Below are 24,364 nucleotides of genomic sequence, written 5' to 3' on the forward strand. Positions count from 1 at the left end.
CCGCGCATCTCTTCTCAATCAACAATGTCAATCAAAAACCGCCTGAATTCTCAGGACAAAAAAGACGCTGCCGGGTTCTTCCTGATTTCCGTCAGGTCCGTCCGACCGCGTCGTTGCCATCTTATATAAACTTGAGGGCAACTCAGTCAACAGAAAAATTTACAAAAAAGCGGAAAGTTCAATTTAGCGTTTTTCACTTTCCAGCACAACAAAAAACTAATTTCCTGCGTGCCAAATTTCTCTGTCCCCACCGTGGCGGGAGGCGCAAAATCCCCAAATCGGCCCCCAGAGTCAACACAAAAAAATACGGTGCCATTAGATTTTATTTTCCACATGGAATAAAATGGTAAAAAACAGCAGAAAACCGCCCTTTACAGAGAGGCAAATATGACAACACCAAAGATTGGACTGGCCCTTGGAAGTGGCGTTGCACGGGGCTGGGCCCATATTGGCGTCCTCCGACGGCTTGAAAAAGAAGGAATCAAACCGGATTTGGTCTGCGGCACGTCGATCGGCGCCCTGGTCGGCGGCCTGTATCTTGCCGGGCAACTGGATAGCATAGAGGACTTCGCACGATCTTTCGGGCGAACCAGCATGTTCAGATTTCTGGACCTTCGCCTTTCCGGCGGCAGCCTGATTTCCGGAAAGAAGCTGTTCAACGTTATTACGGACACGGTTGGGGATACCCGGATCGAGGACCTGCCGGCCCCCTTCTCCGCCATTACAACCGAACTTGGGACAGGCCACGAAATCTGGATCCGGGAAGGCTCCCTTGCTGAAGCCATTGCCGCATCCTATGCCCTGCCCGGCCTGTTCGCCCCCAAACGAATTGATGAGCGGTGGCTGATTGATGGCGCCCTGACCAATCCGGTCCCTGTCTCTGTCTGCCGCGCCCTTGGTGCCCGACTGGTGATTGCCGTTAACCTGAATGCGGATGTTTTCGGCATGACCAATGTGGGAGAAGGGGAACTTACCCGGGAGGAAACCGAAAGCGCGAACAACAGTCACGGCTTTCATTCCCTGTCGCCGCTGAACCTGATGAAGCACCGATTCTTTGATCGCAGTGGATCAGACCCCAGTATCTTCGGGGTGATGATGTCCTCGCTCAATATTGTGCAGGACCGCCTCAGCCGGTCCCGACTGGCAGGCGATCCGCCCGATGTGACCGTGGCCCCGCGCCTGGCATCATTCGGCCTTTTGGAATTCGACAAGGCCGAGGAAATGATTGAAGAGGGTGAAAATGCTGTCGAACGGTCCCTGCCGTTTCTGCATCATGCCCTGAAGGTTCTGACATAACCCAAGGCCTCCAGCCCTGAAGGAGTGAACGACAGGGCAACAGGGAAACAGACAATTAAGCGTTCAGCAAGGGCGCTCAGCCCGTTGCAATATAATCCCGCATGGCGGCGGCCTCGCGCTCCACCTCATCCATGCGGGTTTTGACCACATCACCAATGGAGATAAAGCCCGCAAGATTATCGCCGTCCATCACCGGCAAGTGGCGAATGCGCTTTTTCGTCATCAAGGCCATGACCTGATCAACCGTATCGGCAGGCGTGCAGGTAATCACATTGGCGGTCATCAGCTCCCCTGCCTCCATGATCAGGCAGCCATCACCGCGTGCAGCCAACCCCCGGACAATGTCACGCTCTGACAAGACACCAAGGACCTTGCGATTCTCGTCCAGCACCAGAACCGCACCGATCCTGTGCTCGCTCAATATGCCGGCGACCGCCGAGATAGAATCGGTTTTGCTGGCAGAAATGATATCGACGCCCTTGTTTTTTAGAATACTCGCGACGTTCATATTGGCTCTCCTGGCTAGTGGGTCGATGCAAAGCCTGTAGCTTTCGATCCCTTCCAAGGTATCACCATTTATTCATTTTCTCAAATATAGCGGAGAAAAGATCGCCTTTTATTCGTCTTCGGCGTCTTCTGCATCCAGCAGTTCCGGCGGGGAAATCACAATGGTGACCTCTCCCTTGATCTTACGCCCGTCAAAGGCCTCGACCAGGTCGCTGAGGCGACCGCGCTCGATATTCTGGAATTTCTTGGTCAGTTCAATGCAGACAGCAGCCCGCCGATCCCCGAGACATTCCAGCGCCACTTTCAAAATCTTGCCGACCCGGAAGGGAGATTCGAAGAACACCAGCGCCGACGGTGTTTCCGCAAACGCATTAAACGCCTTCCGCTGGCGGCCGGGACGGCGCGGTAAAAAACCAAGAAAGCTGAAGGCAGGAATAGGCAAACCCGACATCATCAGCGCATTGATCACCGCGCTTGGTCCGGGCAGGGCATCCACCCGATAGCCCGCATCGATCGCGGCTGCGGCGGCGCGCTGTCCCGGATCGCTGATCCCCGGTGCGCCCGCATCAGAGGTCAGGCCCACAGACTTCCCATCCCGAAGCAGGGACAGAATGCGCCCAACCGCCCGGTCTTCATTATGGGCGTGACAGGGAAAGATAATCGACGGACTTTCAAGCTCATACCGCTCAAAGATTTTGCGGGTATGCCGGGTATCCTCACAGGCAAGGGCATCCACCTCCTGCAGAATTCGGATCGTCCGATAGGATATATCCTCAAGATTTCCAATGGGTGTGGGAATCAGATAGAGGGTAGGTTCGTCAGTATCATTTTCCTGTTTGCTCATGCTTGGGAGTAACCATATTCACTGACAAAGCGCAACGCCTTAAGCCTTCTGTTCCTGCAAATCGTCAAAAATCTCCAACAGAATGTTCCGAACCCATCCGTGAAAAGCATTCCCCTCTGCGTTGCGGTGCCAATATAGGTGCAGATCAAGGGGCGGTACCGGAAATGGCAGGGGAAAAGAGACACATTCATAAACCCGCGCCAACGATTCAGGCACGGTCAGGGCCAGTTCCGTCTCGGCCAGCAGGGCAAAGGCCGATTGGTAATGCTGAAGCCGCACCGCATGTTTGCGGGTCAGGCCCTGCCGGCCCAGCTCCACATCCGCCACACCGCCGCCGGTTTTCCGGGACGAAACATGGATATGTTCCAGCGCCAGATAGTCAGAGAGTGCAAGCGCCTTCCGACTGGCCAAGGGATGGGCCGGAGAGATCGCACAGACCTGACATTCCGATATGACCGGCAGGGTGCTGATCTGCTCTCCGCCTTGCAGGGGGATATCGACGGCAAAGTCGATATCATTGGCTGCGAGGCTTTTGGCCATGTTCCGGCGCTCTGTCTGGAATACATGAATGCGGATGTCCGGCGCCTCCCGGCGCAAGCGCTTGACGAATTCCGGCAAGAGAATGGTTTCCCCGATATCCCCGATACTGAGCCGGACCGCCCGTGTCAGCGAAGATGGATCAAAGCTGTCTTTCTTGCCAAGCCCCTGACGCAGCAGGTCCAGCGCCTGACGCACCGGCAGAATCAGTTCTTCAGCAAAGGGGGTGGGTTTCATCCGCCGGTCGGAATGGACAAACAGCGAATCAGAAAAATGATCGCGCAGACGCAACAGGGCATTGCTGACCGCAGGCTGGGTAACATTCAGAACCCGTGCCGCCTGTGTCAGGTTTCCCGAATCGTAAATCACCTCGAAGGTCAGCAGCAGATTGAGATCAAGAGAGCGAAGGTTCAATTATCATCACCAAAATGAATGCCTTTATATCACTATTATAAATTTCACTGATTTATTGGCAACCGCTATCCTTTTTTCCAATCGAACAGGACAATAAGGAGAGCGAAATGAGTATTTCTGTGTCGGCCCGGGCGGAAGAACTTCGGGCGCGGGTTGAAGCCTTTATGAACGAGCATGTCTATGCCGCCGAGGAAGCCTACAAGGCCCACACGGAAACGGCCGATGACAGATGGTCCATTCCACCCATCATTGAAGAACTGAAAGCAAAGGCCAAGGCGGAAGGGCTTTGGAATCTGTTTCTGGCGGAATTCAATGATTATGGCGCAGGCCTCAGTAACCTTGAATACGCCCCCCTTGCAGAAATCATGGGCCGGTCCCCGATTGGCGCCGAAGCCTTCAATTGCAGTGCCCCGGACACGGGCAACATGGAAGTTCTGGCCCGCTATGGCACGGAAGAGCAAAAGCAGAAATGGCTTATTCCCCTTCTGGAGGGAGAAATCCGCTCCGCCTTCGCCATGACCGAACCGGCGGTGGCCTCCTCTGATGCGACCAACATCCAGTGCTCAATCAAGCGCGACGGCGACGACTATGTCATCAATGGGCGCAAATGGTGGATCAGCGGCGCCCCGGACCCCCGCTGCAAAATCATGATTGTCATGGGCAAGACCAACCCGGACGCCCCCCGTCACCAGCAGCAATCCCAGATTTTGGTCCCGAAAGACACACCCGGCGTGACCATCCTGCGGCCCATGAAGGTATTTGGGTCCGATGATGCCCCCCACGGCCATGCCGAGGTTCTGTTCGAGAATGTCCGCGTACCGACCAGCAACCTGATCGGTCAGGAAGGCGAAGGGTTTGCCATTGCTCAAGGCAGGCTGGGGCCGGGACGCATTCACCACTGTATGCGCCTGATCGGCTGCGCCCAGCGGGCAATCGAGTTGATGTGCCAGCGGGTGGAAAGCCGGGTCGCCTTTGGCAAGAAGCTGAGCGAGCAGGGTTCGATCCGCGAAGATATCGCCAAATCCATTTGCGAGGTGGAACAGGCCCGCCTGTTGACCCTGAAAGCCGCCGACAAGATGGACAAGGGCAGCTACAAGGATGCGAAAGACATCATTGCCATGATCAAGATTGTCGCCCCCAACATGGCCCAGACCGTCATTGATCGTGCCATGCAGGCTCATGGCGCCATGGGCCTCAGCCAGGACACCTTCCTCGCGGAAGCCTTTGCCTATGCCCGGACAGTCCGGCTGGCAGATGGTCCCGATCAGGTTCACATGAATTCCCTTGGAAAACAGATTATCCAGCGATATGCAGGATAACCATACCGACAAGGGGGCAGGCAGGCCTGCCCCCGCTTATTGCCCGCGGCCCCCCCCTTCCCCTTCCCCTTCCCCTTCCCCTTCCTCACACCGCCTTTTCCCAAGCGCACTTTCCCAAGGCGTTCCTTTATCCGCCAATGATATTGACAATCATTCTTAATTGAGATAATCAATAATACATAGTGATTTCCAGAGTGAGAGACGTACGGACAATGTATGTATGCCTGTGTAACGGATTTACAGACCGGGATGTGAAAAGCGCCATCGCTTCAGGAGCCGAAGCGGTTTCCCGGGTCTATCAAAGCCTTGGGGCTTCGCCGCAATGCGCAAAATGTTCCACCCATATCCGCGACCTCATCCATCAGGAACGCCTTGGCGAGCCTACCGCCATCACCAACAAGTAACGCCAGCCGGGCAATCGCACCGACAAAGTAGCAGATCTGCAAAAAGCAACGATCAGGTCTGATGTCTGGCATGGAGAGGGGCTGAAAATAAGAAACCGCTCCATCACAAGGATGAGCGGCCCATAGGTTCGTTGGCCTTTTTAGTTATTATTATTCTGCCTCGGCCTCGGCATTTTCGGAATCAGGTTGGGGTCCTGACCTCATTATATTATTATTTTTATCCCATCCGATATATCTGGCAATCTGGACACTTGATTATTGTTATTGTTGTCAGCGCCCAATTGGGGAAGACGCAATCACCAGTTACTCGGTTGGTTTCGACCACTACCCCGGGGGGATACCAGCCGTATTTCTTACCTTTCATGCCACTCCCGGATCTTGTTGCCCAGTTCGCTAGCATGTGATTATGTATAGCAGAGGAAATGCCGGATGACAAATTGTCATTTTTGACAAAAGGTCATTTTTTCATGGTGCATTGCAACAAAATTACAAAAGCCCATATTTTTCATCGTTTTAATTTCACGATCTTCGTATTATTTTTCTCATAATTTTTGCGCGACTCAGATCGACCGACACCGCACGCCCTACCGCCGCGGTTATTTCGAAAAAGCCCCTGCCCCTAAAAGCTGCGCAAAAACGGCAGAAAACCTCAAAAAACAACAATCCACGAATCGAAAGCGGCCCTGAAGCGGTGTGATTCTATTACCCCGGCAGGATTGTACACCCGGCAATTTTTAACCTGCACTGCCCCCACCCCTGTTCTCGCCTCTTCATCCATAACGGCAGAGAAACAAAGGCTTTGCCAAAAATCGTCAATTGGCACGAACACTGCATACCAATCCTGTGAGTTAATTACTGCCACGAGGTCGACATGCTCCACACCCAAGAAATCACAACGTCCATCCCGAACCGCTTTGAACAGAGAGATTCGTTTCGGGTGTCCAGCCCCGTCCTGAAAGTGGAAATCAACGGACAGAGCTTTCGCACCAAGAACTGGTCACTGAACGGACTGCTGCTTGAGGGCCTGCCGTCCGAGGCCTGTCTGGATCATGGCGTTACGGGTATCTTTGGGCCGGATGGGTCGGCCGAGATGTGCCAGTTCAGCGGACGCATTGTACGAATCGACCTGAAACAGGAGCAGTTTGCCATTGAACTGGACGGAAGCAGCCGCGAAGTCGCAGCCCTTCTGCCCCTCTGGGTTCTGAAATACAATCGCGATTGAGCCCCGACCCAAGATCGATCACGCGGGAGACAGAATCGCCTCGGCTGCCGTCACGATCCGGCCAAGGGCATTTCCCCAATCCTCCCCGGCAAGGATCTCGGCATTCTGCAGGCATCGTTCCGCCATTTCCCGGTTTCCGGCAGCCCGCGCCAGAATCGCCTTGAAATGCGATGGGGTAACGGTGGGCGGCGCCACCTCTGCCAATCCGCGAGAACGCAATAACCGCGCATTCAGGTTCGCTTCGGCCTGGGTGGGCAGCATGATTTGGGGACGACCGGTCATCAGACAAGCGGTTGCCGTTCCCCCGCCGCCGGAATGAATAACCAGACTGGATTTCGGCAGCATACTTCTGAAATCGACGGGCTTGTCCAACATTGTCAGGGAGTGGGAAGCATATCGCGCCCGGTCCCTTGCGCTGGCCCCGCGAATATAGGCTGTGGCCGGGAGGCCGTTTTTCGCCACCGTCTCCAGCACCACCTCCCGTCCCGCGATATCATGGGCCATATAGACAAAGATATGAGGGTTTTCTGGCAAAGGCGCCGGGGTCATGCTGTCTTCGAGAGGCCCGACCTGCACCCTGCCCGGCACCCCATGATAGGGGTCAAGCTGGGGAACCGTACAAACGAACTGCCCTTCCGTATCGAAAACCTGCGGCAGCCTGTCCAACAAGGGCGCCCCTCTTTCACGGTTCACTTCGTTGAAAATCGCCAGCAGCCGCTCCTGCGCCATCAACGGCTTGCCGCCCCGGTTGACCACCGGATATTCCTCCACCCCGGATGGGGGCAGGGTAAACCCGTTGCCCACGTTGAAAACCGGCACCAGTCCGCGCAGCGCCAAACTGAGACCCGGACTATGATCCGCCACAACCAGATCCGGTTTCAAAAGGGCCACTAGGTCCGTCCAGACGGACATCATGCTCACAAGATTTTTTCGGTATGCGAATCCCTGACGTACCAGAACATCCGCATAACTTGGTGTGGGAATGTCTCGCAAGTTGGGGATCGGCGGATTTTTCCAGAAGGGCGCCTGAATCAGTTTATACCCCTCGGCGCGGACCAGATCACTGGCCAGCACCACGTCCCGGCAGACAAACACAATCTCGTGCCCGTTATCCCTGAGCCGGTTGGCAATCCTCAGCAGGGGATAAACATGCCCCAGACTTGCCCCGAACTCCCAGCCAAATAGAATCTTGCCCACAATGCGTCCCCCCGGATGCCCCATACCACCGCGGCAAGTTTTACCTCGCCCTTTGACATCGGGCCCAATGCCCTTATTGTCCCTGTATCTTGTATAGTGATGCCGGGTATTGCCATGAAACTTGACCAGTTACCAACACCGAGCCTGATTTTGGATAAAAACCGGCTGTCCTCCAATATACAAATGATGGGACGGAAATTTCAGGACGGAACTGTTACCCTGCGCCCACATCTGAAAACCTGCAAGTCCGCCGATGTCGCGCGAGAGATTTTCGCAGGTGGTAAAGGGGGCATCACCGTCTCAACCTTAAAAGAAGCCGAGTATTTTCTGGAAGCGGGCTATCAGGACATCCTGTATGCCGTGTCCATCGCCCCGCAGAAACTGGATCAGGTGAAAGCCTTGCAGGATCGGGGGGCCACGATGACCCTGCTTCTGGATGAGGCGGAAGTCGCCGCCGAGGTCAGCCGTATTGGCCTGTCCCTTGGCACCGTTTTCCCCTGCCTTATTGAAATTGACAGTGATGGGAAGCGGGCGGGCCTTACCCCTGACGATGCCGCCCTTATTGATGTCGCCCGGTTGTTGCATGCTGGCGAAGGGACGGACCTCGCCGGGGTCATGACCCATGCGGGCGGCTCATACGCCTGCCAGTCTGTGGACGGAATCATCCAGATGGCAGAGCAGGAAAGGCTGGCCATCACCCAGGCCGCTGACAGGATTCGCGAGGCGGGTCTTCCTTGTCCCATTGTCAGTCTGGGATCGACCCCCACCGCCACCTTCGGGAAAAGCCTTCAGGGTGTTACGGAAGTTCGGGCCGGGGTCTATGTCTTTCAGGATCTTGTCATGACAGCCCTTGGTGTCTGTACCCACAAGGATATCGCCATTTCGGTTCTGGCAACCGTCATCAGCCACAAGAAAGACCGAAACCGGTTACTGATCGATGCGGGCAGCCTTGCCCTGTCTGCCGATCCCGGCAAACCCAACCCCACAGGCAAACCACATTTCGGTCAGGTCTGCCGCATGGAGGACACGGCCCCACTGGACGGGCTGTGGGTCAATAGTTGCAATCAGGAACATGGCCTGATTTCGCTGGAAGGCAGTTCCTTTACCTGTGACGATTTCCCCGTTGGTACGCGCCTTCGCATTCTGCCGAACCATGCCTGTATCACGGCGGCGGCCTATTCCGAGTATCATGTGGTTGAGGGCGGGGATGACATCACGGCTGTCTGGCCCCGCTGCAACGGTTGGTAAAGCCCCCGGCTTTTACCAGCAGGCTTGACCTGCCCGGACCCGGCCCATACTCTATTTTCAATGCTGATACAGTCAGCATCCTTTTTTCTCCCTGGCGGGAGAGATCGGTCACCCGACGCCGAAGGAGCAACCGCCCCGGAAACTCTCAGGCACCCGTACCGTCAGGCAGTGAAGGCTCTGGAGAGAGAGTGAAGGGACACTCCACCGAAGAGGTACCCGGTTTTCCGGTAATCTTTCAGGTACACGGACAGAGGGGGCATCGTCTTGTATCGCGGTCCTGTTGACCGCATTAGGGAGGTGCCTGTTCATGAGTAGTAAAAAAAGCAAAAGTCGGGGAAGCGTCACGCCTGTTGTTCCGCCGACACCAGGCCATCACACCCCCGTCCCCACCAGCCAGCTTGACCTTAATCTCAGCGTTACAGACCTCTATACCATCGGGATCGGCCCCTCCTCCTCCCATACGGTTGGTCCCATGCGGGCGGCCAAACGCTTTGTCGATTATCTGGCGTCCCGCGCCCTTCTTGAAACAACAAACCGGGTAATCGTGGAGTTGTTCGGCTCTCTCGCCCTGACCGGTCATGGGCATGGCACCGACATCGCCATTCTGGCTGGCCTGTCCGGGGAACGCCCCTCCCTGATTGATCCCGAAGCCATCGCCCCCCTTGTGTCCCGCATCCGGGAGACCCATTGCCTGCACCTTGGTGGCATACGGGACATTCCGTTTTTTGAAGACCAGAACCTGGTGTTTCAAAAGGACCAGATGCTGCCGGAGCATTCCAACGGCATGCGCTTTCACGCCTATTCAAAGGCTGGCGACCTGCTTGTCCAGAAGGATTACTTTTCTGTCGGCGGCGGCTATGTGGTGTCTCATGATGAAGGGGACCGGGCCGAAACCAAGGGGCACAACATCCGCCTGCCCCATCCGTTCACATCGGCGGCGGAGCTTCTGGCAATCGGTCAGGACACAGGCAAATCCATTGCCGATATCATGCGCGCCAACGAGGCCTGCTGGCGCAGCGACGCCGAAACCAATGACTTTCTGGACCGGGTAAGCACCGCCATGATCAACTGCATCCAGCGCGGATGCGAAACCAGCGGCATTTTGCCGGGCGGTCTGCAGGTCAAAAGACGGGCAGGGTCTCTGTACCGGGAACTGATGGACAATCCCGAACGGGCATCACGGGATCCGCTCACCGTTCTTGACTGGGTTAATCTTTATGCGCTGGCGGTGAACGAGGAAAATGCCGCCGGGGGCCGGGTTGTGACCGCCCCCACCAACGGCGCCGCCGGGGTTATCCCTGCGGTTCTGAAATATTATCAGCGTTTCTGCGTGGGCGCGACGATGGACGGCACCCGCAATTTCCTGCTGACCGCAGCGGCGATTGGCTCCATTTACAAGAAGCGGGCCTCTATCTCTGCGGCCGAGGTTGGCTGTCAGGGCGAGGTCGGGGTGGCCTGTTCCATGGCGGCGGGGGCGCTCACCGCGGTTCTTGGCGGCACCAACGAACAGGTGGAAAACGCGGCGGAAATCGGCATGGAACATAATCTTGGCCTGACCTGCGATCCCATCGGGGGGCTGGTGCAAATCCCCTGCATTGAGAGAAACACCATGGGGGCCATGAAAGCCATCAACGCGGCCCGCCTCGCCCTTGCGGGGGATGGGACCCATGTTGTCTCCCTCGACGAGGTGATCGAAACCATGCGCCAGACCGGCGAAGACATGCTCAGCAAATACAAGGAGACCTCGCAAGGGGGCCTTGCGGTGAATGTGGTCGAATGCTGAGCCGTTCTTTTCCGCTTATTCGCCGGTCAGGATTTTCTGAACATAAACGGGCAGGACGAACGCCGCCTTGTGGATTTCCGGGGTGTAATATTCCGTTGTAATACCGGCGGCTTCAAACCGTTCGGCCAGTGTTTCAACGGCAATGGTGCGAAGGGCCGGGTTGTTGGTCGCCCAGCCAAAGGCCAACGGCCCGCCCACATAACTTGGAATACCCGCCATGAAGAAGCTGACATCCGTGAACAGGGTTCCAAGCCGATCATAGCTGTTCTTCAGTTCATCCGCCTGCACGAACGGTACGCCGTTCTGCGTGGTGATGATCCCGCCTTCGGTCAGGCAGGATTTGCAGTCCGTATAGAATTCCTGGGTATAAAGAACCTCACCGGGGCCTTCGGGATCGGTGGAATCGATGATGATCACATCCCATGTCTCGTCGGTTTCCTTGACGAACATGCATCCGTCGGCCACCACGATGGTCATTCTTGGATCATCAAACGCCCCGCCATGAACAGTGGGGAAATACTCGCGGGACAGATCAATAACCGTCCGGTCCAGATCCACCAGTGTCAGGTCGATCCCGTCATGTTGCAGAACCTGCCGTGCAGCGGCACCGTCACCGCCGCCAATGATCAGGACGCGCTTTACCGCGCCATGGGCCAGAATAGGCACATGGGCGAACATTTCATGATAGATAAACTCGTCATTTTCCGTGATTTGGATGGCACCATCCAACGCCATGACACGGCCAAAACGGTTATTCTCGAAAATCATCAGGTCCTGATGCTCGGTCTTGTTGCGATACAGAACCTTGTTCACCTTCAGCGCCAGATTGACGCCGCTGTGCAAACCTTCATCAAATACTTCGATCAAGAGACAATCCCCCGCTTCAGTTCCGTAACCTGAATGCTTTCCGGTGAAAAGGCCCGCTTCAGGACAGGAATGGATTTATGAGGCTGGGCCTTGCCGCACATGAAGATATCAAGGGCCATATACCCTTCATCCGGCCAGCTATGGAAACTGATATGGCTTTCTGCCAGAACGGCCACACCGGACAAGCCGTTCGGCTCGAACGCGTGAATATGGAAATGCAGCAGCGTCGCTTCGGAAACCTCGATACATTCCCGCAAGGTATCCTCGATCAAACGGGCATCATTGAGACCGGACGCCTGCCACAGATCAACGATCAAATGTGTACCGGCGAAGGTCAGGCCGTCTTTCTGAACGAAATAGCCCGGCTTGTCCTCTCTGTCGGAGGAAGACTTCATCTGAATGATTTTGGAAGGATCAGACATGGAATTATCGCCAAATTCACAAGAGAATACTTAAAAAATGTTGGCGCGTTATCGCCGAACTGCCCCCTGAATACAAGTAAAAAAGAACGCATCCAGCGGCCCTGAAAACCGCTTCCGGCGGGCCCCGCAAGCGGGCCAACGGTTGACCTTGTATTTTTTCTCCTATTTCATCATGCAGGGGGATAGCCCGAAACAGTCATAAGACAGGGAGGTTTTCAATGATCAAAGGACTGCACCACAACGCATACCGATGCCGCAACTCGGAAGAAACACGCCAGTTCTATGAAGATTTTCTGGGTCTGCCACTGGCCGAAGCCTTTCCCATCCTTGAAACCAAAACCGGTAACGAGACCGAGGCCCTGCATACCTTCTATCGGCTGGATGATGGTTCCTTCCTTGCCTTCTTCGAGGTGCCGGGCATGCCCTTCACTTTCAAGAAGCAGCATGACTTTGATCTGCATATCGCCCTGGAGGTAGAGATGGAAGACCTGTTCTTCCTGTTTGAAAAAGGAAAGGCCCAAGGCATCGAGACCCGTGGCATTTCCGATCATGGCTTCATCAAATCCATTTATTTCCGCGACCCCAACGGATATGTGATCGAGCTGAGCGCCAAGATCCCCGAAAAGACACCGGCCGAGGATGTCGCAGAACGCGAGGCCCGTGAAGCCCTGAAAGAATGGACCGCCGCGCATCCCTGATCGCCCCTGCACGGCCGCGACCAGATACACACAAGGCCAGAATATCCTTTTTATGACAGGGCACCCCGCATTCAGGTGAAAGCGGGTTCCCCCGCCCCCTCTTCTTCCTGTATCCTCTGGTTCCTGCAACTCTTTCTTTTGTGAGGCTTTGGTGAGCAAGGAACCCGCCATGAAAATTCTTGATGTTTGGATCAATTGCCCGGACATGGAAACCGCCGACGAGATTGCCAATGCCCTGCTCATGGAACGGCTTGCCGCCTGCGTCAACATCATCGGCGAGATTGACAGCCTGTTTCACTGGGAAGGGGATATCGAATCCGAAACGGAAATTGCCCTGCTGGTCAAGACACGCGAAGACCTGTTCGACAAGGTCTGTACGCTGGTGGAAAGACTTCACCCCTATGATGTTCCGGGGATCACGGGAATGCCCGTCAGCCATGTGAACCCGGCCTACAAACGCTGGGTGATTGAGGAAACCGGCACCCCCGGCAGTTCCTACAAACCGCATTAAGCCGTAAAGAAGGCCGGGCCCCCTCGCCCGTTCCTACTTCCCGTCTCCGCTGTTTTCGAACGAACGGGCATCCAGTGCCTCGGCAATCTGGTCGCCCATTTTAAGGGTACGGATGATGACCGGCATGGCCACGGCAAAAAGGCTGCGATCCAGCCCGCGTACCCTTTGCGCTTCCCGCACCTCGTGGGTAATTGACACGATTACGGGGATAAACCGGATGGCAAGGGACAGGGCAAGGCTGACTTTCTCTATGGGGACCCAGCGCCGCACCGGTTTCAGACATGCTTCAATCGCCGCCACCATTTCGGAGGTCGGGGTCGTCAGGGTTACCAGCGCCGCAGCAAGGATCAGGGCCGCAAAGCGCGCCACAATCAGAACAGCATATTCCGGTGATGTCAGGAAAATCTGGGCCAGAAAAATGATGACCAGCAACAAAAGGGCCGGCCTCACCTGATCCCAAAGGGTTGCAAGCGAGAAGCGGGCCAGCCGATACAGCATCATCACACAGGCCAGACTGACAACAATCAGGTCCAGACGTTCAAACCAGAAAAGCGCACTGCCAAGCACAACAAGAAACAGGAGCTTCCACCCCGCCCGGATACCATGCAGGACCGATCCGGTTTCCTGATAGGTACTCAGCATTCTTCGCACACCTGCTGATACCGGGCGATAACCGCCTCGGGCGCACCATCGTCAAACAGGCGCCCCTCATGGAAACACAAGACCCGGTCAAAGGCGGACAGCAGGTCCAGATCATGGGTAATCATCACCACGGACTGTTCCATGTCTGATACCGCCTGCATCAGGCGCCGCTTGTTTCGAAGGTCGAGAAGCGTGGTCGGTTCATCCATCACGATCAAGCGGGGGTTCATGACGGCAACACCGATCAGGGCAATCATCTGCTTTTCGCCGCCGCTCAGTTCATGGGTACGGCGGTCGATCAGATGCTGAAGCCGAAAGCGTTCCAGCGCCCGTTCCACCTGAACCGGGATATCCGCCTTGGCAAGGCCCAGATTCTTGAGGCCAAAGGCCAGATCTTCGCGAACAATGGGATAGACAATCTGGTTTTCCGGGTTCTGAAAGACAAAGCCAACCTGCCGGCGCACGTCCTTACCGGACTTTGCGGTATCCATCCCGCCAACCGTGACCGCGCCTTCGGTCGGAAGCTGCAACCCGTTCAGCAACCGGGCAAATGTGCTTTTCCCCGATCCGTTCAGTCCGATCACCCCGATCCGCTTTTCGGTCAGGGCAAGGTTCAGGTCCTGCAGGACCCTGCGTCCCTCAAAACGGACAGATACATTTTCCAGTTCAATCATGACGCCCCTGCGGTCAAACGGCGGCCCCTGTCCGGCGCCGCCGATTTCCCTATCCTATCGGTTGATCAGGGGATAGGATCGCTTGACGGTCAGGATAACCGCCGTTGCAACCACCATCTTGACGGCATCCCCCGGAATATAGGCAACGGAACCGAAAAACGCCTTTTCAAACGGAATACCTGCCACAACCGCCAACCACGGAATACCGATGGCATAGAGCAGGAAAATACCGGCCACCGTCAGGGTCGCGGCCACATTGAACACGTTCAGGCGATCCCAGAATGCCTCAATGGCAAGACCGATGATAAAGGCACAGATCACCCAACCATAGATAAAGCCGGCGGAAGGTCCTGCAAAAGCGGCAAGTCCCCCCCGGCCACCGGACAGCAACGGCAAACCTACAGCGACAAGAACAAGGAACAGGATGATCGACAGCGCCCCGCGCCGTGCCCCCAGAATACCCCCTGCCAGCATGATCCCCATGGACTGGGCCGTAATCGGGACCCCGCCAAGGGCCGGAATACTGATCGGCGGAAACACACCCAACGCTGCCATCAGGGCGGCGAACAGGGCGATATAGACAATATCATTCGTCTTCATGAATTTATACTTCCTGAATACCAGTCCGGCATTTGCCAACCGGACAAGGGACAACTCGCACTCAATTTACTGTTATCGGCACACCCGAAAACCGGTTTCTCGGCCTTCCCAAACGGTGCCGCCTGCGCGACGGAATATGCTTTTCTTAGTCGCAGTTCCCGCCTGTTGTCCAGCCATTTCAGCAGGCTGGGCAACGCCGGGAGGCGCAAAATAAGCCCGGAATACGTCCGGAATAAGTCCTGAATAACAAACGGATCTTTCCCTGTACCGGGCGCGTTCTCCAACGCCCATACAGCAAAAAGGCGGCTGGAATATTCCAAGCCGCCTTCTATCTGCATCCAACCGAAAGGCGATTACGCCTGATCAGTTTCCGCTGACCTTGTTCGGCAGCCAGGTCACAATGTCGGGAACCAGCATGAACAGGATCAGAACCAGAACCTGCAAGGCGAAGAACGGGATGACCCCCTTATAGACCTGACCGATCCCGATAGACTTGGGCAGCACCCCTTTCAGGTAGAACAGGGTGTACCCAAAGGGTGGCGTGATATAGGCCATCTGGGCGGTAATCAGGAACAGGACGCCGAACCAGATCAGATCGAAATCCAGCACCTTGACGATTGGCAGGAAGACGGGAACACACAGCAGGATAATCCCGATTTCATCCAGAAACAGTCCGAGGAAAATCAGGACCAACAACATGGCCCCCAGAATGATCCAGCGGGACGCCTCCATTTCCTCGACAAAATTGAGGATGGAATCGGCACCGCCCGTAGCAACAAAAACCGAGATGAAAGCCCGTGCCCCGATGGTGATCCACAGGATCATGGCCGTTACCCGAAGGGTGTCGGTTGCCGCTTCTGACAGGTGAACCCGTTTCAACCGCCCGGAAACCGCAGCGGAGAACAGCGCCCCCAACACACCAACAGCGGCGGCCTCCGTGGGGGTGGCCAGTCCCATGTAAATGGTACCGAGCACACTGAAGATGACCAGCGCTGGCAGGATCAGGGTTTTCAGGGATGCCAGTTTTTCGGACAGCGGGATTTCCTCCTGCTGCGGAGGCAGCGGGGCAATCTCAGGGTTAAGGCGGGCCCGGATATAAATATAAAGGCTATAGGTCGCGGCAAGGATGATGCCCGGAACCACCCCGGCGATGAACATCTTGCCAATGGAGACCTGCGCCGTGATGGCATAAACGATCGTCACCACGGACGGCGGTATCAGAATACCCAGCGTCCCGCCCGCACAGATCGCGCCCAGCGCCAGCGGCTGATTGTATTTCCGCTCCAGCATGGAAGGAAGGGCCAGAATGCCCATGGCCGCCACAGCCGCCCCGACCACACCGGTCATGGCCGCCATGATGGTACAGATCACAATGGTTCCGACCGCCAGCCCCCCATGCAGCCCGGAAAACCATTTTTCCATGGCGCCGTAGAGATCCTCGATAATATCGGATTTCTGAAGGATTGCCGCCATCAGGATATAGAGCGGGATCGCCATCAGGGATTCCGAGGTCATGGTCTCGAACGTGTTGAGAACCGCAACCACCAGCGCACTGGGCCCCCACAGCAGGATCGTCGACAGGAAGGCAATCGCGCCCAACACGAAAGCCAGCGCCGCGCCGGACAGCATGAACAGGATCAGGGCACTGAACATGAACAGAAGAACGAATGACGATTCCATCAGTTCCCTCCCTTCCCGCGAAGATGCAGGATTATTTCACTGAGGGCCTGAAGGCACAGCAGAAATGCCGCCAGTGGCAGCGCCGCCTTGTTCGGCCAGATCACCGGGTTCCAGGCGGAAAAGGTTGTTTCGCCATATTCAAAGGATTGAACCGCCTGCGGGAAACTGAACCAGAGCAGGATCGCCCCGAACAGAAAGGCAAGCAGCATTCCGACAATGATCAGGATATTCTTGAGTTTGCCTGTCGCACGGGCGCTGAGAATATCAACCGCCACATGCCCCCCGATATGGAGCAGATAAGGCCCCCCCAGCAGGAAATAGGGGCCGAAAATCAGGGTTGCCAGTTCCGGTGCCCACGATGTCGGGGCCGTCAGGGTATAGCGGGCAATCACTTCATAGATCATCAGGCCGGCAACGGCATAAACCGCCCATTTGACAGCCGTGAACAACATGCTGTTGACGGAGGTAACCGCCGTGGCAAATGCAATCATGGATATGCTTTCGAAGACACCCGGTACAAAAGTACCGGGTGTTTGCTGGTTTTTGACGACTAGAGCAAACCGAAGTCGGCCATCAAAGTCGCCTGTGACTTCAGCATTTCTTGTGCCAGCTTATCGCCCTTTGTCGCTTTTTCAAGGGCGCCCTGCGCAACCTTCCGGGACGCGGCGATATCGTCCGTGTCCAGCTTGATCAGCTTGACGCCAGCCTCCTTGAACTTGGCGATATATTCAGCGTTGGACACCATGATATCCTGACGCAGCGCACCGGAGATTTCGCGGGCGGCCACTTCAAGGGCTGCTTTCTGCTGGGTATCCAGCTTGTTATAGGCCGCTGTATTGGCCACATAACCGGTCGCCGTTGTCGGCTGGTGAATGCCCGGCAGAACCAGGAATTTCGCCACTTCATGAAGGCCTGCTTCATAGTTGGCCTTGATGTCACCACGGTCGGCAATATCAATCAGGCCTTTATCCAGCGCGGAATAGACTTCGGATGTCGGCAGCGGCGATACGGCCACACCGAACTCCGCCATGATGGAAGACGCCAGACCGACAAAGCGACCTTTCAGGCCCTTCAGGTCTGCGATGCTCTTGATTTCAACGCGGGAATGGATCGGCTCTTCGCCGTAAACGGTCGGCGCAATATAGGTCAGCCCGGCCGGAGCATAAGACTTGCGAACCATGTCCAGACCGCCCCGCTCATAGAACCAGGCTTCATACATGTCCGCTTCCGGGAAGCCAAACGGCACCGTGGACGAGAACCCATGCGCCGGGATTTTACCGGCAGTGTACCCGTCAAAGGTTTTCATCATCTGGAACGCGCCGCCGCGAACGGCATCAAAAGCCTGCGCATTGGGAACGATGGTGCCACCCGCAAAGGTCTTGATCTGCAGTGAACCCCCTGTCAGTTCCTCAACCCGCTTGGCAAAGCGTTCCTCGTATTTGTACGGCGTCGTGCTGCCCCCCCACAGGGCCTGCATCCGCCAGTTGGTCACACCGGCGGCTTTTGTCTCAAGACTGGAAACGGCAACGATGGCAGGCGCGGCAATCGCCGCCTTGCCAAGACTGCCCAGAACTGAACGTCTATCTACTTTGGTCATACTGGTTCCTCCCTCTGACCCATGGTTATCAACACACACTTACGAGGTGGCAAGCAATTCCTTTGCTTTATCCACACTTACATCTCCGGCGGAGACAATGGCCTCGGCGATACGACTGATGTCGTCCCCGGTGGCCCCGGCCACGATGGCAATGTTCCGCGCATGAAGCGCCATATGGCCCTTCTGAATTCCCTCTGTCGCCAAGGCCCGGAGAGCCCCCATATTCTGGGCCAGTCCGACCGCCGCGATCACTTCCGCCAGTTCATTGGCGGATGTTACATCCATCATGGCAAGAGCCGCCCGCGCCGCCGGATGCGTCTTGGTGGCGCCGCCGACCAGCCCCACCGCCATCGGCAGTTCGATTGTTCCCGTCAGATTTCCGCTGTTGTCCAGTTCCCAGGTGGTAAGGGACCCGTAGTGGCCGTCCTGTACCGCGAAGGCATGGGCACCCGCCTCGATGGCGCGCCAGTCATTTCCTGTGGCAACGATCACCGGATCGATCCCGTTCATGATCCCCTTGTTATGGGTTGCCGCCCGATAGGGGTCCAGCGCCGCCATGACATAGGCTTCGACAATACCCTCGGCAACGTCCTTGCCAACCAGTGTCTCGGTGTCCAGCGCCTCAACCGGGATGGTGACCCGGGCCCGGACAATCCGCTGGTCCGCAAGGTTGGACAGAATGCGCAGACGAACCGAACCGCCTGTGATTTCCTCCACCTTCGGTGCGACCATTTCCGCCATTGTATTGACCGTATTCGCCCCCATGGCATCGCGCACATCCACCAGCAGGTGCATGACGATCATGGCACCAATCGGTGTGTCCTCGAACACGTGAACCTCAATATCCTGACACCCGCCACCAAGACCGATCAGCACCTTGTCCCGGGAATTGGCCAACGTGATCAGATCGTCTTTACGCTCCAGAATCTTGAAACGGGCCGCATGGGGATCATTGATCCCGACAACCTGTACCTGCGCCCGCATGATGGGCCGCGTTGCGTGGGCATGGAAACCGCCATGATCACGGGCGATCTTCGCCATGTAGGACGCCGCGGCAACAACAGAAGGCTCCTCAACCGCCATGGGCACAAGATAGTCCCGGCCGTTGACCACAAAATTCGTTGCCACACCCAGCGGAATTTCAAATTTCCCGATCACATTCTCGATCATGCCATTGGCCAGTTCGAGCGGAAGCGCCCCTTCCCCATCAAGGGCGACCGACTGTTCCTGCGAAAGCTGTGCTGCCTGAACAATCAGGTCCTTGCGGTCTTTCGGCTCAATATTGCGCAGGTTTGAAATCCGTGATGAAATGGTTTTACGGCTTTCAGACACTTGGTTCTGCATAGATTTCTCCGTGAAGTTACTTGCATATTCACTAGCAGGGCGCCATAGTTCCGAATAGGTACAATTGTGCAAATTAATCGAAAACCGTACCCATAAAACATACAGTACAGTTATCAAGAGGCTGCTGTGACCCGCACCGAGAAACTCGTCGCTCTTTTTCAGGAACAGATCGAAGCCGGAACCCTGAAGCCGGGGGAACGCCTGCCGTCCATCCGCCGGGCTGCAGAAGAATACGGGGTCTCGAAAAATACGGTGATTGAGGCTTATGAGCGACTGGTGGCCGCCGGGTGGATTATTCCGCGCCCCGGTTCCGGCTTTTACATCAATGCGCACACCACGGCCCCGGCGACGGCCCATCGCCCCCATTTCGAGGAAGCGCGGGATGCGGTTTCCCTGCTGCAGGCGCAGTTGGACAAAAGTTTCACCTTGCGGGTGGGGGACGGACGCCCCCCTTCCAGTTGGATGGGTGAGCAGATTTTCCGCCGACACATGAAATCCCCGGTCGGCGATGCGGACGAGCAATCCGGGTACGGTTCCGCCCTGGGATACACCCGGTTGCGGGAACGCCTGGCCTCCCTGCACCAGACACAGGGCCTGAAGGTAACCTCGTCACAAATCCTCATGACCTTCGGGGCCAACCATGCCCTTGACCTGATCACCCGCTATTTCCTGACGCCGGGCTGTACCGTTCTGGTGGATGAACCGGGCTATTATCCGCTGTTTGCCAAGCTGAAACTGGCCCGGGTGAATATTGAGGGGGTCCGGCGCACGCCGCAAGGGCCGGATCTGAACGAACTGGAGCAAAAAGCAAGAGACCTGAAGCCGGTCATGTTTTTTACCCAGTCGCGGGGACAAAACCCGACCGGCAGTTCCATGGACCTGCCAACCGCCCATGAAGTCCTGCGCCTTGCCGACAGGCACAGCATGCTGGTCGTGGATGACGATCCCTTCCTGCACCTGCCGGATGTGGACGGAACGCCGCTATCCCTGCTTGACCAGTTTCGCAACACCATCTGCATCGGCACCTTTGCCAAAACCCTGTCGGCCAGCCTCCGCGCCGGCTATATCATGGCCCGCGAGGATATCATCGCCCCGCTGACCGAGCTCAAGATGATCACCTCGGTCAACTCGTCCCGCCATTCCGAGATGCTGATCTATAACTTCCTTGAGCGGGGGGAGTATCACCGGCATCTGAAACGCCTTCAGAACCGGATCAACGAGGCGGCCCGCGCCGTCATCAGCGGCACGGAAAAAGCAGGGTATGAATTATTCTGCCCCCCGACCGGCGGCTATTACACCTATCTGACCTTGCCGGACGGTATGAACGATCTGGAGGTTGCCAAGAGGGGGGCGGCAGAAGGCATCTTCATCGCTCCTGGCTCTCTTTTCTCGTCAAACATGCTGGCCCAACCCGCGGGCCTTCGCATCAATGTGGCCCGCGCCGCCGATGCCCGCTTTTTCCGGTTTCTGTCGGCCCTGCGAGACGGTCAGGGGGCGGACCAGCCCACCAGCGCCAACACGAACGGCCCCGACAGCAGGTTCTGATAAACCAGAAGCCCTGCCCAAAACAGAAGCCCGAGCCCAAGCGGAACGCTGATCCGCTGCCCCCATGCGGTATTTTTCTCAATCCCCATAAGGACAGCCAACACCAGCATCCAGCCAAGATTGCCGGTCCCCACCACAAACATCAGCATCATCAAGGCCCAGCAACACCCGACACAGAAAAGCCCATGATGAACCCCCAGCAGAAAGGCCTGACGACCATGCTGGCGGCCCCGCCACCGCTCAACCACAAAACTGAGTGGGGTGCGGCATTTTTCAAGACATCGGTATTTCAACGGGCTGAACTGAAACAAACCGGCCGTAAAAAGGATGACAGCCCCCATAACCCACCCGTTCAGTTGCAGCCACGAAGACTGACTGACAATCTGGAACAGGCCCCAGTCCAGCGCGTGGGCGACGACGCCAAACGCCGTCCAAATCCCCAAATACCCGGCAATAAGAAAAAGCATCAATCGTCCCGCATCCGGCCTTTTTCGGGTCAGACGACGGAAAATCTCCAGCAGGGGCAGGGTTGTCGGCAGCATCATGACCACCAGCATCAACACCCATCCCCCCACATAGAGAACCAATGGCAGAACCAGTTCCCCGGCGGGCAGGCTTTGACAGAGCGCCGCAATCAGCGCCCTGTCATCCCACGTCCCATGATTGAGATATCGCCCGTAAGACGACGATCCCCACAGAAACAGGAGACCCCAGGACAGCAGCACAAGCCCCGCCATCAGCGGCAGGAACAAACTGCGATGGGAAGCGCGTGTCATAAATGAAAACAGGAAAAGGGCAGCTTCTGAACGACCTTACACCGCAAGGCGCTGCCCCTTGCCCCTAGTTGTCAAACATGAAAACGCTTTGCAGGGCGTTGTGATCACTCAGGTTCTGGGAAACACCAACCTTGGCATTCTCGGCCCTGAATGATTTCGCCTTGGCCACAAAGACCGGCGCGCCCGGCACAGTAGAGAAGATGGTATCCGACAGGGTGGTCGGCTCTCCGGCCCCGCTCAGGTAATTCTCCATCTCAGCAAAGGCAACATCCCCGACCCGCACGGTTCCCGCTCCGCCCGAGACCTTGAACTCGATGGGCGCCCGCTCGACAGAGACCACCTCGCCAACCAGTTGCACCAGTTCGGCAACCGGCCCACCGGCCTCACCGGTATAGACCTTCAACAGGGCGGCTTCCTGCTCCGGTGACGCGGCATCATCCACATAGGCCGCGGCCTTCCAGTTGCCATCCAATACATTTCCGGGAATATGGACAATCATGGCCAGCGTCAGGCCGGACACATCAACCCCCTCGATCTGGCCCTTGTCAAAATGCCAGGCCATCACACTGTCACAGGTGTCGTTATCCGGATCTTCCCCAATCCAGCAGGGGCACAGAACTTCGCAATTACACACTTCAAGCAATCTACCCTCAAGATGGTATCCCATCCTTTCCTCCTTTAACGGAATCGATTGAAAGGGTACGCGTATTTTTCTACTTTTTATGGTAAAGCGACGAATGCCGGTAAGTATACCTGAAAGCCCTGAAAACAGCCAGAAAAACAAGGGAAAACATGGCCATTACTGCCCCGAAAAACCGAAACGGGCCTTCCCCCATCGGAGAAAGCCCGCCTATTCTGTTTCCCCTAACAGGGAATACCACCAGACCGGGGCACCGGCCCCCGTTATCTTTATGTTACGCCTGTTCCAGACAAAGCGCCCCATACTCCCCGGCGGTTTTCAGGATCGCCGCCCGAATGGTTGCCAGATCCTGATCCGTCATGGGAAGGGACAGGAAAATATCGCCGCGCCCGGTAAAGGCCACGCCAGACAGCAATCCGGTCAGGTTCAACACCCGCCGAAACGCAAGGCTGGCCGGTGTGGTATCAGCGGCCCGCTCCGGGGCGGTTTCCCTCAAATGAATGCTGATCAGGGACCCCATCCCGGACACATGGAACCGGGGGGACAGGGCCTTCAGGTCACGGTCCAGTTGCTGGCGAAATGTCTCTGTCTTCTCAAGGAAGGCGTCGGCAATCTCTTCAGAGAACACCTCGGACAGTCCCATGCTGCCAGCAGCCATGGAACAGACATTGTTATTGAACGTCCCCGCATGGCTGAGATTCCCGGCAATCCGGGGATTGAACCGGCTCATGATACGTTCGCTGCCGCCGAAGGCCCCCAGCGGAAACCCGCCGCCAAGATATTTTCCGAGAGTCGTCAAATCGGGAGTGATGCCCAACTGTTTCTGAACACCACCACTGCCAAGGCGGGAGGTCTTGACCTCGTCAAAAATCAGGACGGAGCCGCTTTTCTCTGTCTCGTCCCGAAGCGCCTGCAGGAATTCCCGCTGTCCTGCGATATTACCTGCCGCCCCAAGGACCGGTTCGACAAAGGCCGCCGCGATCCGGCGCCCTTCCTCGGCAAACGTTTTCCGAACCTGCTCCGCATCGTTATAGGGCAGAACAATCCAGTCGAACGGCACATTCATCGGGTTGCCACCCCCACCAAAGGTCATGACACCCCCGTGGTAGGCCCCGTCGAACACAACAATCGCCGAGCGACCTGTCACATGCCGGGCCGTCACCGCCGCCAGCACGTTGGCTTCTGTCCCTGAGTTGCAGAACCGGACAAGGTCAACGGACGGGAACCGTTCACAAACCAGTTCTGCAAGCCGGGCCTCATACAAATTGGGCGCCCCCAATACAATTCCACTTGCCATGGCCGTGGACACCGCCCCCAGAATTTGAGGGTCGGAATGCCCGTAAAGGCCGGCCGAGAATTCCCCCACACAATCCAGAAGAACATGCCCGTCCACGTCATGAAGATACGCCCCCTCTCCTCTTTCGATCACCAGCGGAAAGGGATCGAAATGCAGGACCGAGCGGGTATTCCCCCCCGGCATCCAGTTTTCAGCCATGGCCATCATGGCCTGACTGCGAGGGTTGCGCTGGCTGTATTCTTCTTTCAGATCGTCGATAACACGATCAAGGGCGGACATATTCGGCTTCATGGGATCTTC

General features: G+C 56.5%; 27 protein-coding genes and 1 riboswitch. Of the genes, 10 read left to right on the forward strand and 17 right to left on the reverse strand.

Going from position 1 to position 24,364, the window contains the following annotated elements; genetic code table 11:
- The coding region (locus FQB27_RS16600) for a hypothetical protein (RefSeq protein ID WP_206374750.1) at nucleotides 1-350 on the forward strand (350 nt) is incomplete at its 5' end.
- Nucleotides 351-387: 37 nt separating this feature from the next.
- Nucleotides 388-1,296, forward strand: a complete 909-nt coding sequence (locus FQB27_RS16000; RefSeq protein WP_169562086.1) for a patatin-like phospholipase family protein — start codon at nucleotides 388-390, stop codon at nucleotides 1,294-1,296.
- A 76-nt stretch (nucleotides 1,297-1,372) separates the two neighbouring features.
- On the opposite strand, the gene FQB27_RS16005 is transcribed toward FQB27_RS16000, so the two are convergent.
- From FQB27_RS16005 to FQB27_RS16015, 3 genes are all read right to left on the reverse strand, one after another.
- Entirely contained in the window at nucleotides 1,373-1,804 is a 432-nt protein-coding gene (locus tag FQB27_RS16005) for a CBS domain-containing protein (RefSeq protein WP_169562087.1), read from the reverse strand.
- A 108-nt stretch (nucleotides 1,805-1,912) separates the two neighbouring features.
- Nucleotides 1,913-2,647, reverse strand: a complete 735-nt coding sequence (gene rsmI / locus FQB27_RS16010) for a 16S rRNA (cytidine(1402)-2'-O)-methyltransferase (protein ID WP_169562088.1) — start codon at nucleotides 2,645-2,647, stop codon at nucleotides 1,913-1,915.
- Between the two features lie 39 nt (nucleotides 2,648-2,686).
- The gene (locus tag FQB27_RS16015; protein WP_169562089.1) at nucleotides 2,687-3,598 is read right to left on the reverse strand and encodes a LysR family transcriptional regulator; all 912 of its coding nucleotides are present in this window, start codon (nucleotides 3,596-3,598) and stop codon (nucleotides 2,687-2,689) included.
- Between the two features lie 107 nt (nucleotides 3,599-3,705).
- Between FQB27_RS16015 and FQB27_RS16020 the strand changes: the two genes are divergently transcribed.
- From FQB27_RS16020 to FQB27_RS16030, 3 genes are all read left to right on the forward strand, one after another.
- Nucleotides 3,706-4,917 carry an acyl-CoA dehydrogenase family protein gene (locus FQB27_RS16020; RefSeq protein WP_169562090.1) on the forward strand — a complete coding sequence of 404 codons (1,212 nt, stop codon included), beginning with the start codon at nucleotides 3,706-3,708 and terminating at the stop codon, nucleotides 4,915-4,917.
- 212 nt (nucleotides 4,918-5,129) lie between these two features.
- On the forward strand, nucleotides 5,130-5,321 hold the full coding sequence (locus FQB27_RS16025; protein ID WP_169562091.1) for a (2Fe-2S)-binding protein: 192 nt from the start codon (nucleotides 5,130-5,132) through the stop codon (nucleotides 5,319-5,321).
- A gap of 871 nt (nucleotides 5,322-6,192) precedes the next feature.
- A complete protein-coding gene (locus FQB27_RS16030) occupies nucleotides 6,193-6,543 on the forward strand; it encodes a hypothetical protein (protein WP_169562092.1) in 351 nt (116 codons plus the stop codon).
- An 18-nt stretch (nucleotides 6,544-6,561) separates the two neighbouring features.
- Here the strand turns inward: FQB27_RS16030 and FQB27_RS16035 are convergent, their stop codons facing one another.
- Entirely contained in the window at nucleotides 6,562-7,740 is a 1,179-nt protein-coding gene (locus tag FQB27_RS16035; RefSeq protein WP_169562093.1) for a glycosyltransferase, read from the reverse strand.
- Between the two features lie 114 nt (nucleotides 7,741-7,854).
- On the opposite strand from FQB27_RS16035, the gene FQB27_RS16040 reads away from it, so the two are divergent.
- Both FQB27_RS16040 and FQB27_RS16045 read left to right on the forward strand, forming a co-directional pair.
- Nucleotides 7,855-8,988, forward strand: a complete 1,134-nt coding sequence (locus FQB27_RS16040) for an alanine racemase (RefSeq protein ID WP_277346095.1) — start codon at nucleotides 7,855-7,857, stop codon at nucleotides 8,986-8,988.
- Nucleotides 8,989-9,073: 85 nt separating this feature from the next.
- Nucleotides 9,074-9,159, forward strand: a riboswitch (glycine riboswitch).
- A 136-nt stretch (nucleotides 9,160-9,295) separates the two neighbouring features.
- Nucleotides 9,296-10,771 (forward strand): L-serine ammonia-lyase, encoded by a 1,476-nt coding sequence (locus FQB27_RS16045; RefSeq protein WP_169562094.1) that lies wholly within the window; start codon nucleotides 9,296-9,298, stop codon nucleotides 10,769-10,771.
- Nucleotides 10,772-10,786: 15 nt separating this feature from the next.
- Here the strand turns inward: FQB27_RS16045 and speE are convergent, their stop codons facing one another.
- Entirely contained in the window at nucleotides 10,787-11,638 is an 852-nt protein-coding gene (gene speE, locus FQB27_RS16050; protein WP_169562095.1) for a polyamine aminopropyltransferase, read from the reverse strand.
- Entirely contained in the window at nucleotides 11,635-12,060 is a 426-nt protein-coding gene (speD, locus tag FQB27_RS16055) for an adenosylmethionine decarboxylase (RefSeq protein WP_169562096.1), read from the reverse strand. The genes speE and speD overlap by 4 nt, the downstream gene beginning before the upstream one ends.
- Before the next feature lie 218 nt (nucleotides 12,061-12,278).
- On the opposite strand from speD, the gene FQB27_RS16060 reads away from it, so the two are divergent.
- Nucleotides 12,279-12,758, forward strand: a complete 480-nt coding sequence (locus FQB27_RS16060) for a VOC family protein (RefSeq protein ID WP_169562097.1) — start codon at nucleotides 12,279-12,281, stop codon at nucleotides 12,756-12,758.
- Between the two features lie 169 nt (nucleotides 12,759-12,927).
- Nucleotides 12,928-13,269 carry a divalent-cation tolerance protein CutA gene (cutA, locus tag FQB27_RS16065; RefSeq protein WP_169562098.1) on the forward strand — a complete coding sequence of 114 codons (342 nt, stop codon included), beginning with the start codon at nucleotides 12,928-12,930 and terminating at the stop codon, nucleotides 13,267-13,269.
- Between the two features lie 33 nt (nucleotides 13,270-13,302).
- Here cutA and FQB27_RS16070 read toward each other — a convergent pair whose 3' ends face one another.
- From FQB27_RS16070 to FQB27_RS16105, 8 genes are read right to left on the reverse strand one after another with little or no spacing between them, the layout of a single operon-like run.
- Nucleotides 13,303-13,911: an energy-coupling factor transporter transmembrane component T family protein gene (locus tag FQB27_RS16070; RefSeq protein WP_169562099.1), complete on the reverse strand. Its 609-nt coding sequence runs from the start codon at nucleotides 13,909-13,911 to the stop codon at nucleotides 13,303-13,305.
- Nucleotides 13,905-14,585, reverse strand: a complete 681-nt coding sequence (locus FQB27_RS16075) for an energy-coupling factor ABC transporter ATP-binding protein (RefSeq protein ID WP_169562100.1) — start codon at nucleotides 14,583-14,585, stop codon at nucleotides 13,905-13,907. Before FQB27_RS16075 ends, FQB27_RS16070 begins: the two co-directional genes overlap by 7 nt.
- Nucleotides 14,586-14,639: 54 nt before the next feature.
- Nucleotides 14,640-15,185 carry a biotin transporter BioY gene (locus tag FQB27_RS16080; RefSeq protein WP_169562101.1) on the reverse strand — a complete coding sequence of 182 codons (546 nt, stop codon included), beginning with the start codon at nucleotides 15,183-15,185 and terminating at the stop codon, nucleotides 14,640-14,642.
- Complete coding sequence (locus FQB27_RS16085; RefSeq protein WP_169562102.1) at nucleotides 15,182-15,523, reverse strand: hypothetical protein; 342 nt, start codon at nucleotides 15,521-15,523, stop codon at nucleotides 15,182-15,184. The genes FQB27_RS16080 and FQB27_RS16085 overlap by 4 nt, the downstream gene beginning before the upstream one ends.
- Before the next feature lie 25 nt (nucleotides 15,524-15,548).
- Nucleotides 15,549-16,865 (reverse strand): TRAP transporter large permease, encoded by a 1,317-nt coding sequence (locus FQB27_RS16090; RefSeq protein WP_169562103.1) that lies wholly within the window; start codon nucleotides 16,863-16,865, stop codon nucleotides 15,549-15,551.
- Nucleotides 16,865-17,356, reverse strand: a complete 492-nt coding sequence (locus tag FQB27_RS16095) for a TRAP transporter small permease subunit (protein ID WP_169562104.1) — start codon at nucleotides 17,354-17,356, stop codon at nucleotides 16,865-16,867. Before FQB27_RS16095 ends, FQB27_RS16090 begins: the two co-directional genes overlap by 1 nt.
- 59 nt (nucleotides 17,357-17,415) lie before the next feature.
- A complete protein-coding gene (dctP, locus tag FQB27_RS16100) occupies nucleotides 17,416-18,462 on the reverse strand; it encodes a TRAP transporter substrate-binding protein DctP (protein WP_169562105.1) in 1,047 nt (348 codons plus the stop codon).
- A 39-nt stretch (nucleotides 18,463-18,501) separates the two neighbouring features.
- On the reverse strand, nucleotides 18,502-19,806 hold the full coding sequence (locus tag FQB27_RS16105) for a hydroxymethylglutaryl-CoA reductase, degradative (protein WP_169562106.1): 1,305 nt from the start codon (nucleotides 19,804-19,806) through the stop codon (nucleotides 18,502-18,504).
- Nucleotides 19,807-19,932: 126 nt separating this feature from the next.
- Between FQB27_RS16105 and FQB27_RS16110 the strand changes: the two genes are divergently transcribed.
- Nucleotides 19,933-21,351 carry an aminotransferase-like domain-containing protein gene (locus FQB27_RS16110; protein ID WP_169562107.1) on the forward strand — a complete coding sequence of 473 codons (1,419 nt, stop codon included), beginning with the start codon at nucleotides 19,933-19,935 and terminating at the stop codon, nucleotides 21,349-21,351.
- On the opposite strand, the gene FQB27_RS16115 is transcribed toward FQB27_RS16110, so the two are convergent.
- The 3 genes from FQB27_RS16115 to FQB27_RS16125 form a co-directional block, all read right to left on the reverse strand.
- The gene (locus FQB27_RS16115) at nucleotides 21,294-22,127 is read right to left on the reverse strand and encodes a DUF2182 domain-containing protein (protein WP_169562108.1); all 834 of its coding nucleotides are present in this window, start codon (nucleotides 22,125-22,127) and stop codon (nucleotides 21,294-21,296) included. The genes FQB27_RS16110 and FQB27_RS16115 overlap by 58 nt on opposite strands.
- Before the next feature lie 64 nt (nucleotides 22,128-22,191).
- On the reverse strand, nucleotides 22,192-22,794 hold the full coding sequence (locus FQB27_RS16120; RefSeq protein WP_169562109.1) for a DUF1326 domain-containing protein: 603 nt from the start codon (nucleotides 22,792-22,794) through the stop codon (nucleotides 22,192-22,194).
- Nucleotides 22,795-23,041: 247 nt separating this feature from the next.
- Nucleotides 23,042-24,355, reverse strand: coding sequence for an aspartate aminotransferase family protein (locus tag FQB27_RS16125; RefSeq protein WP_169562110.1), 1,314 nt, complete (start codon nucleotides 24,353-24,355; stop codon nucleotides 23,042-23,044).
- Nucleotides 24,356-24,364 lie beyond the last annotated feature (9 nt).

The organism is Sneathiella chinensis (assembly GCF_012720115.1).
GTDB classification, from domain to species: Bacteria; Pseudomonadota; Alphaproteobacteria; order Sneathiellales; family Sneathiellaceae; genus Sneathiella; species Sneathiella chinensis.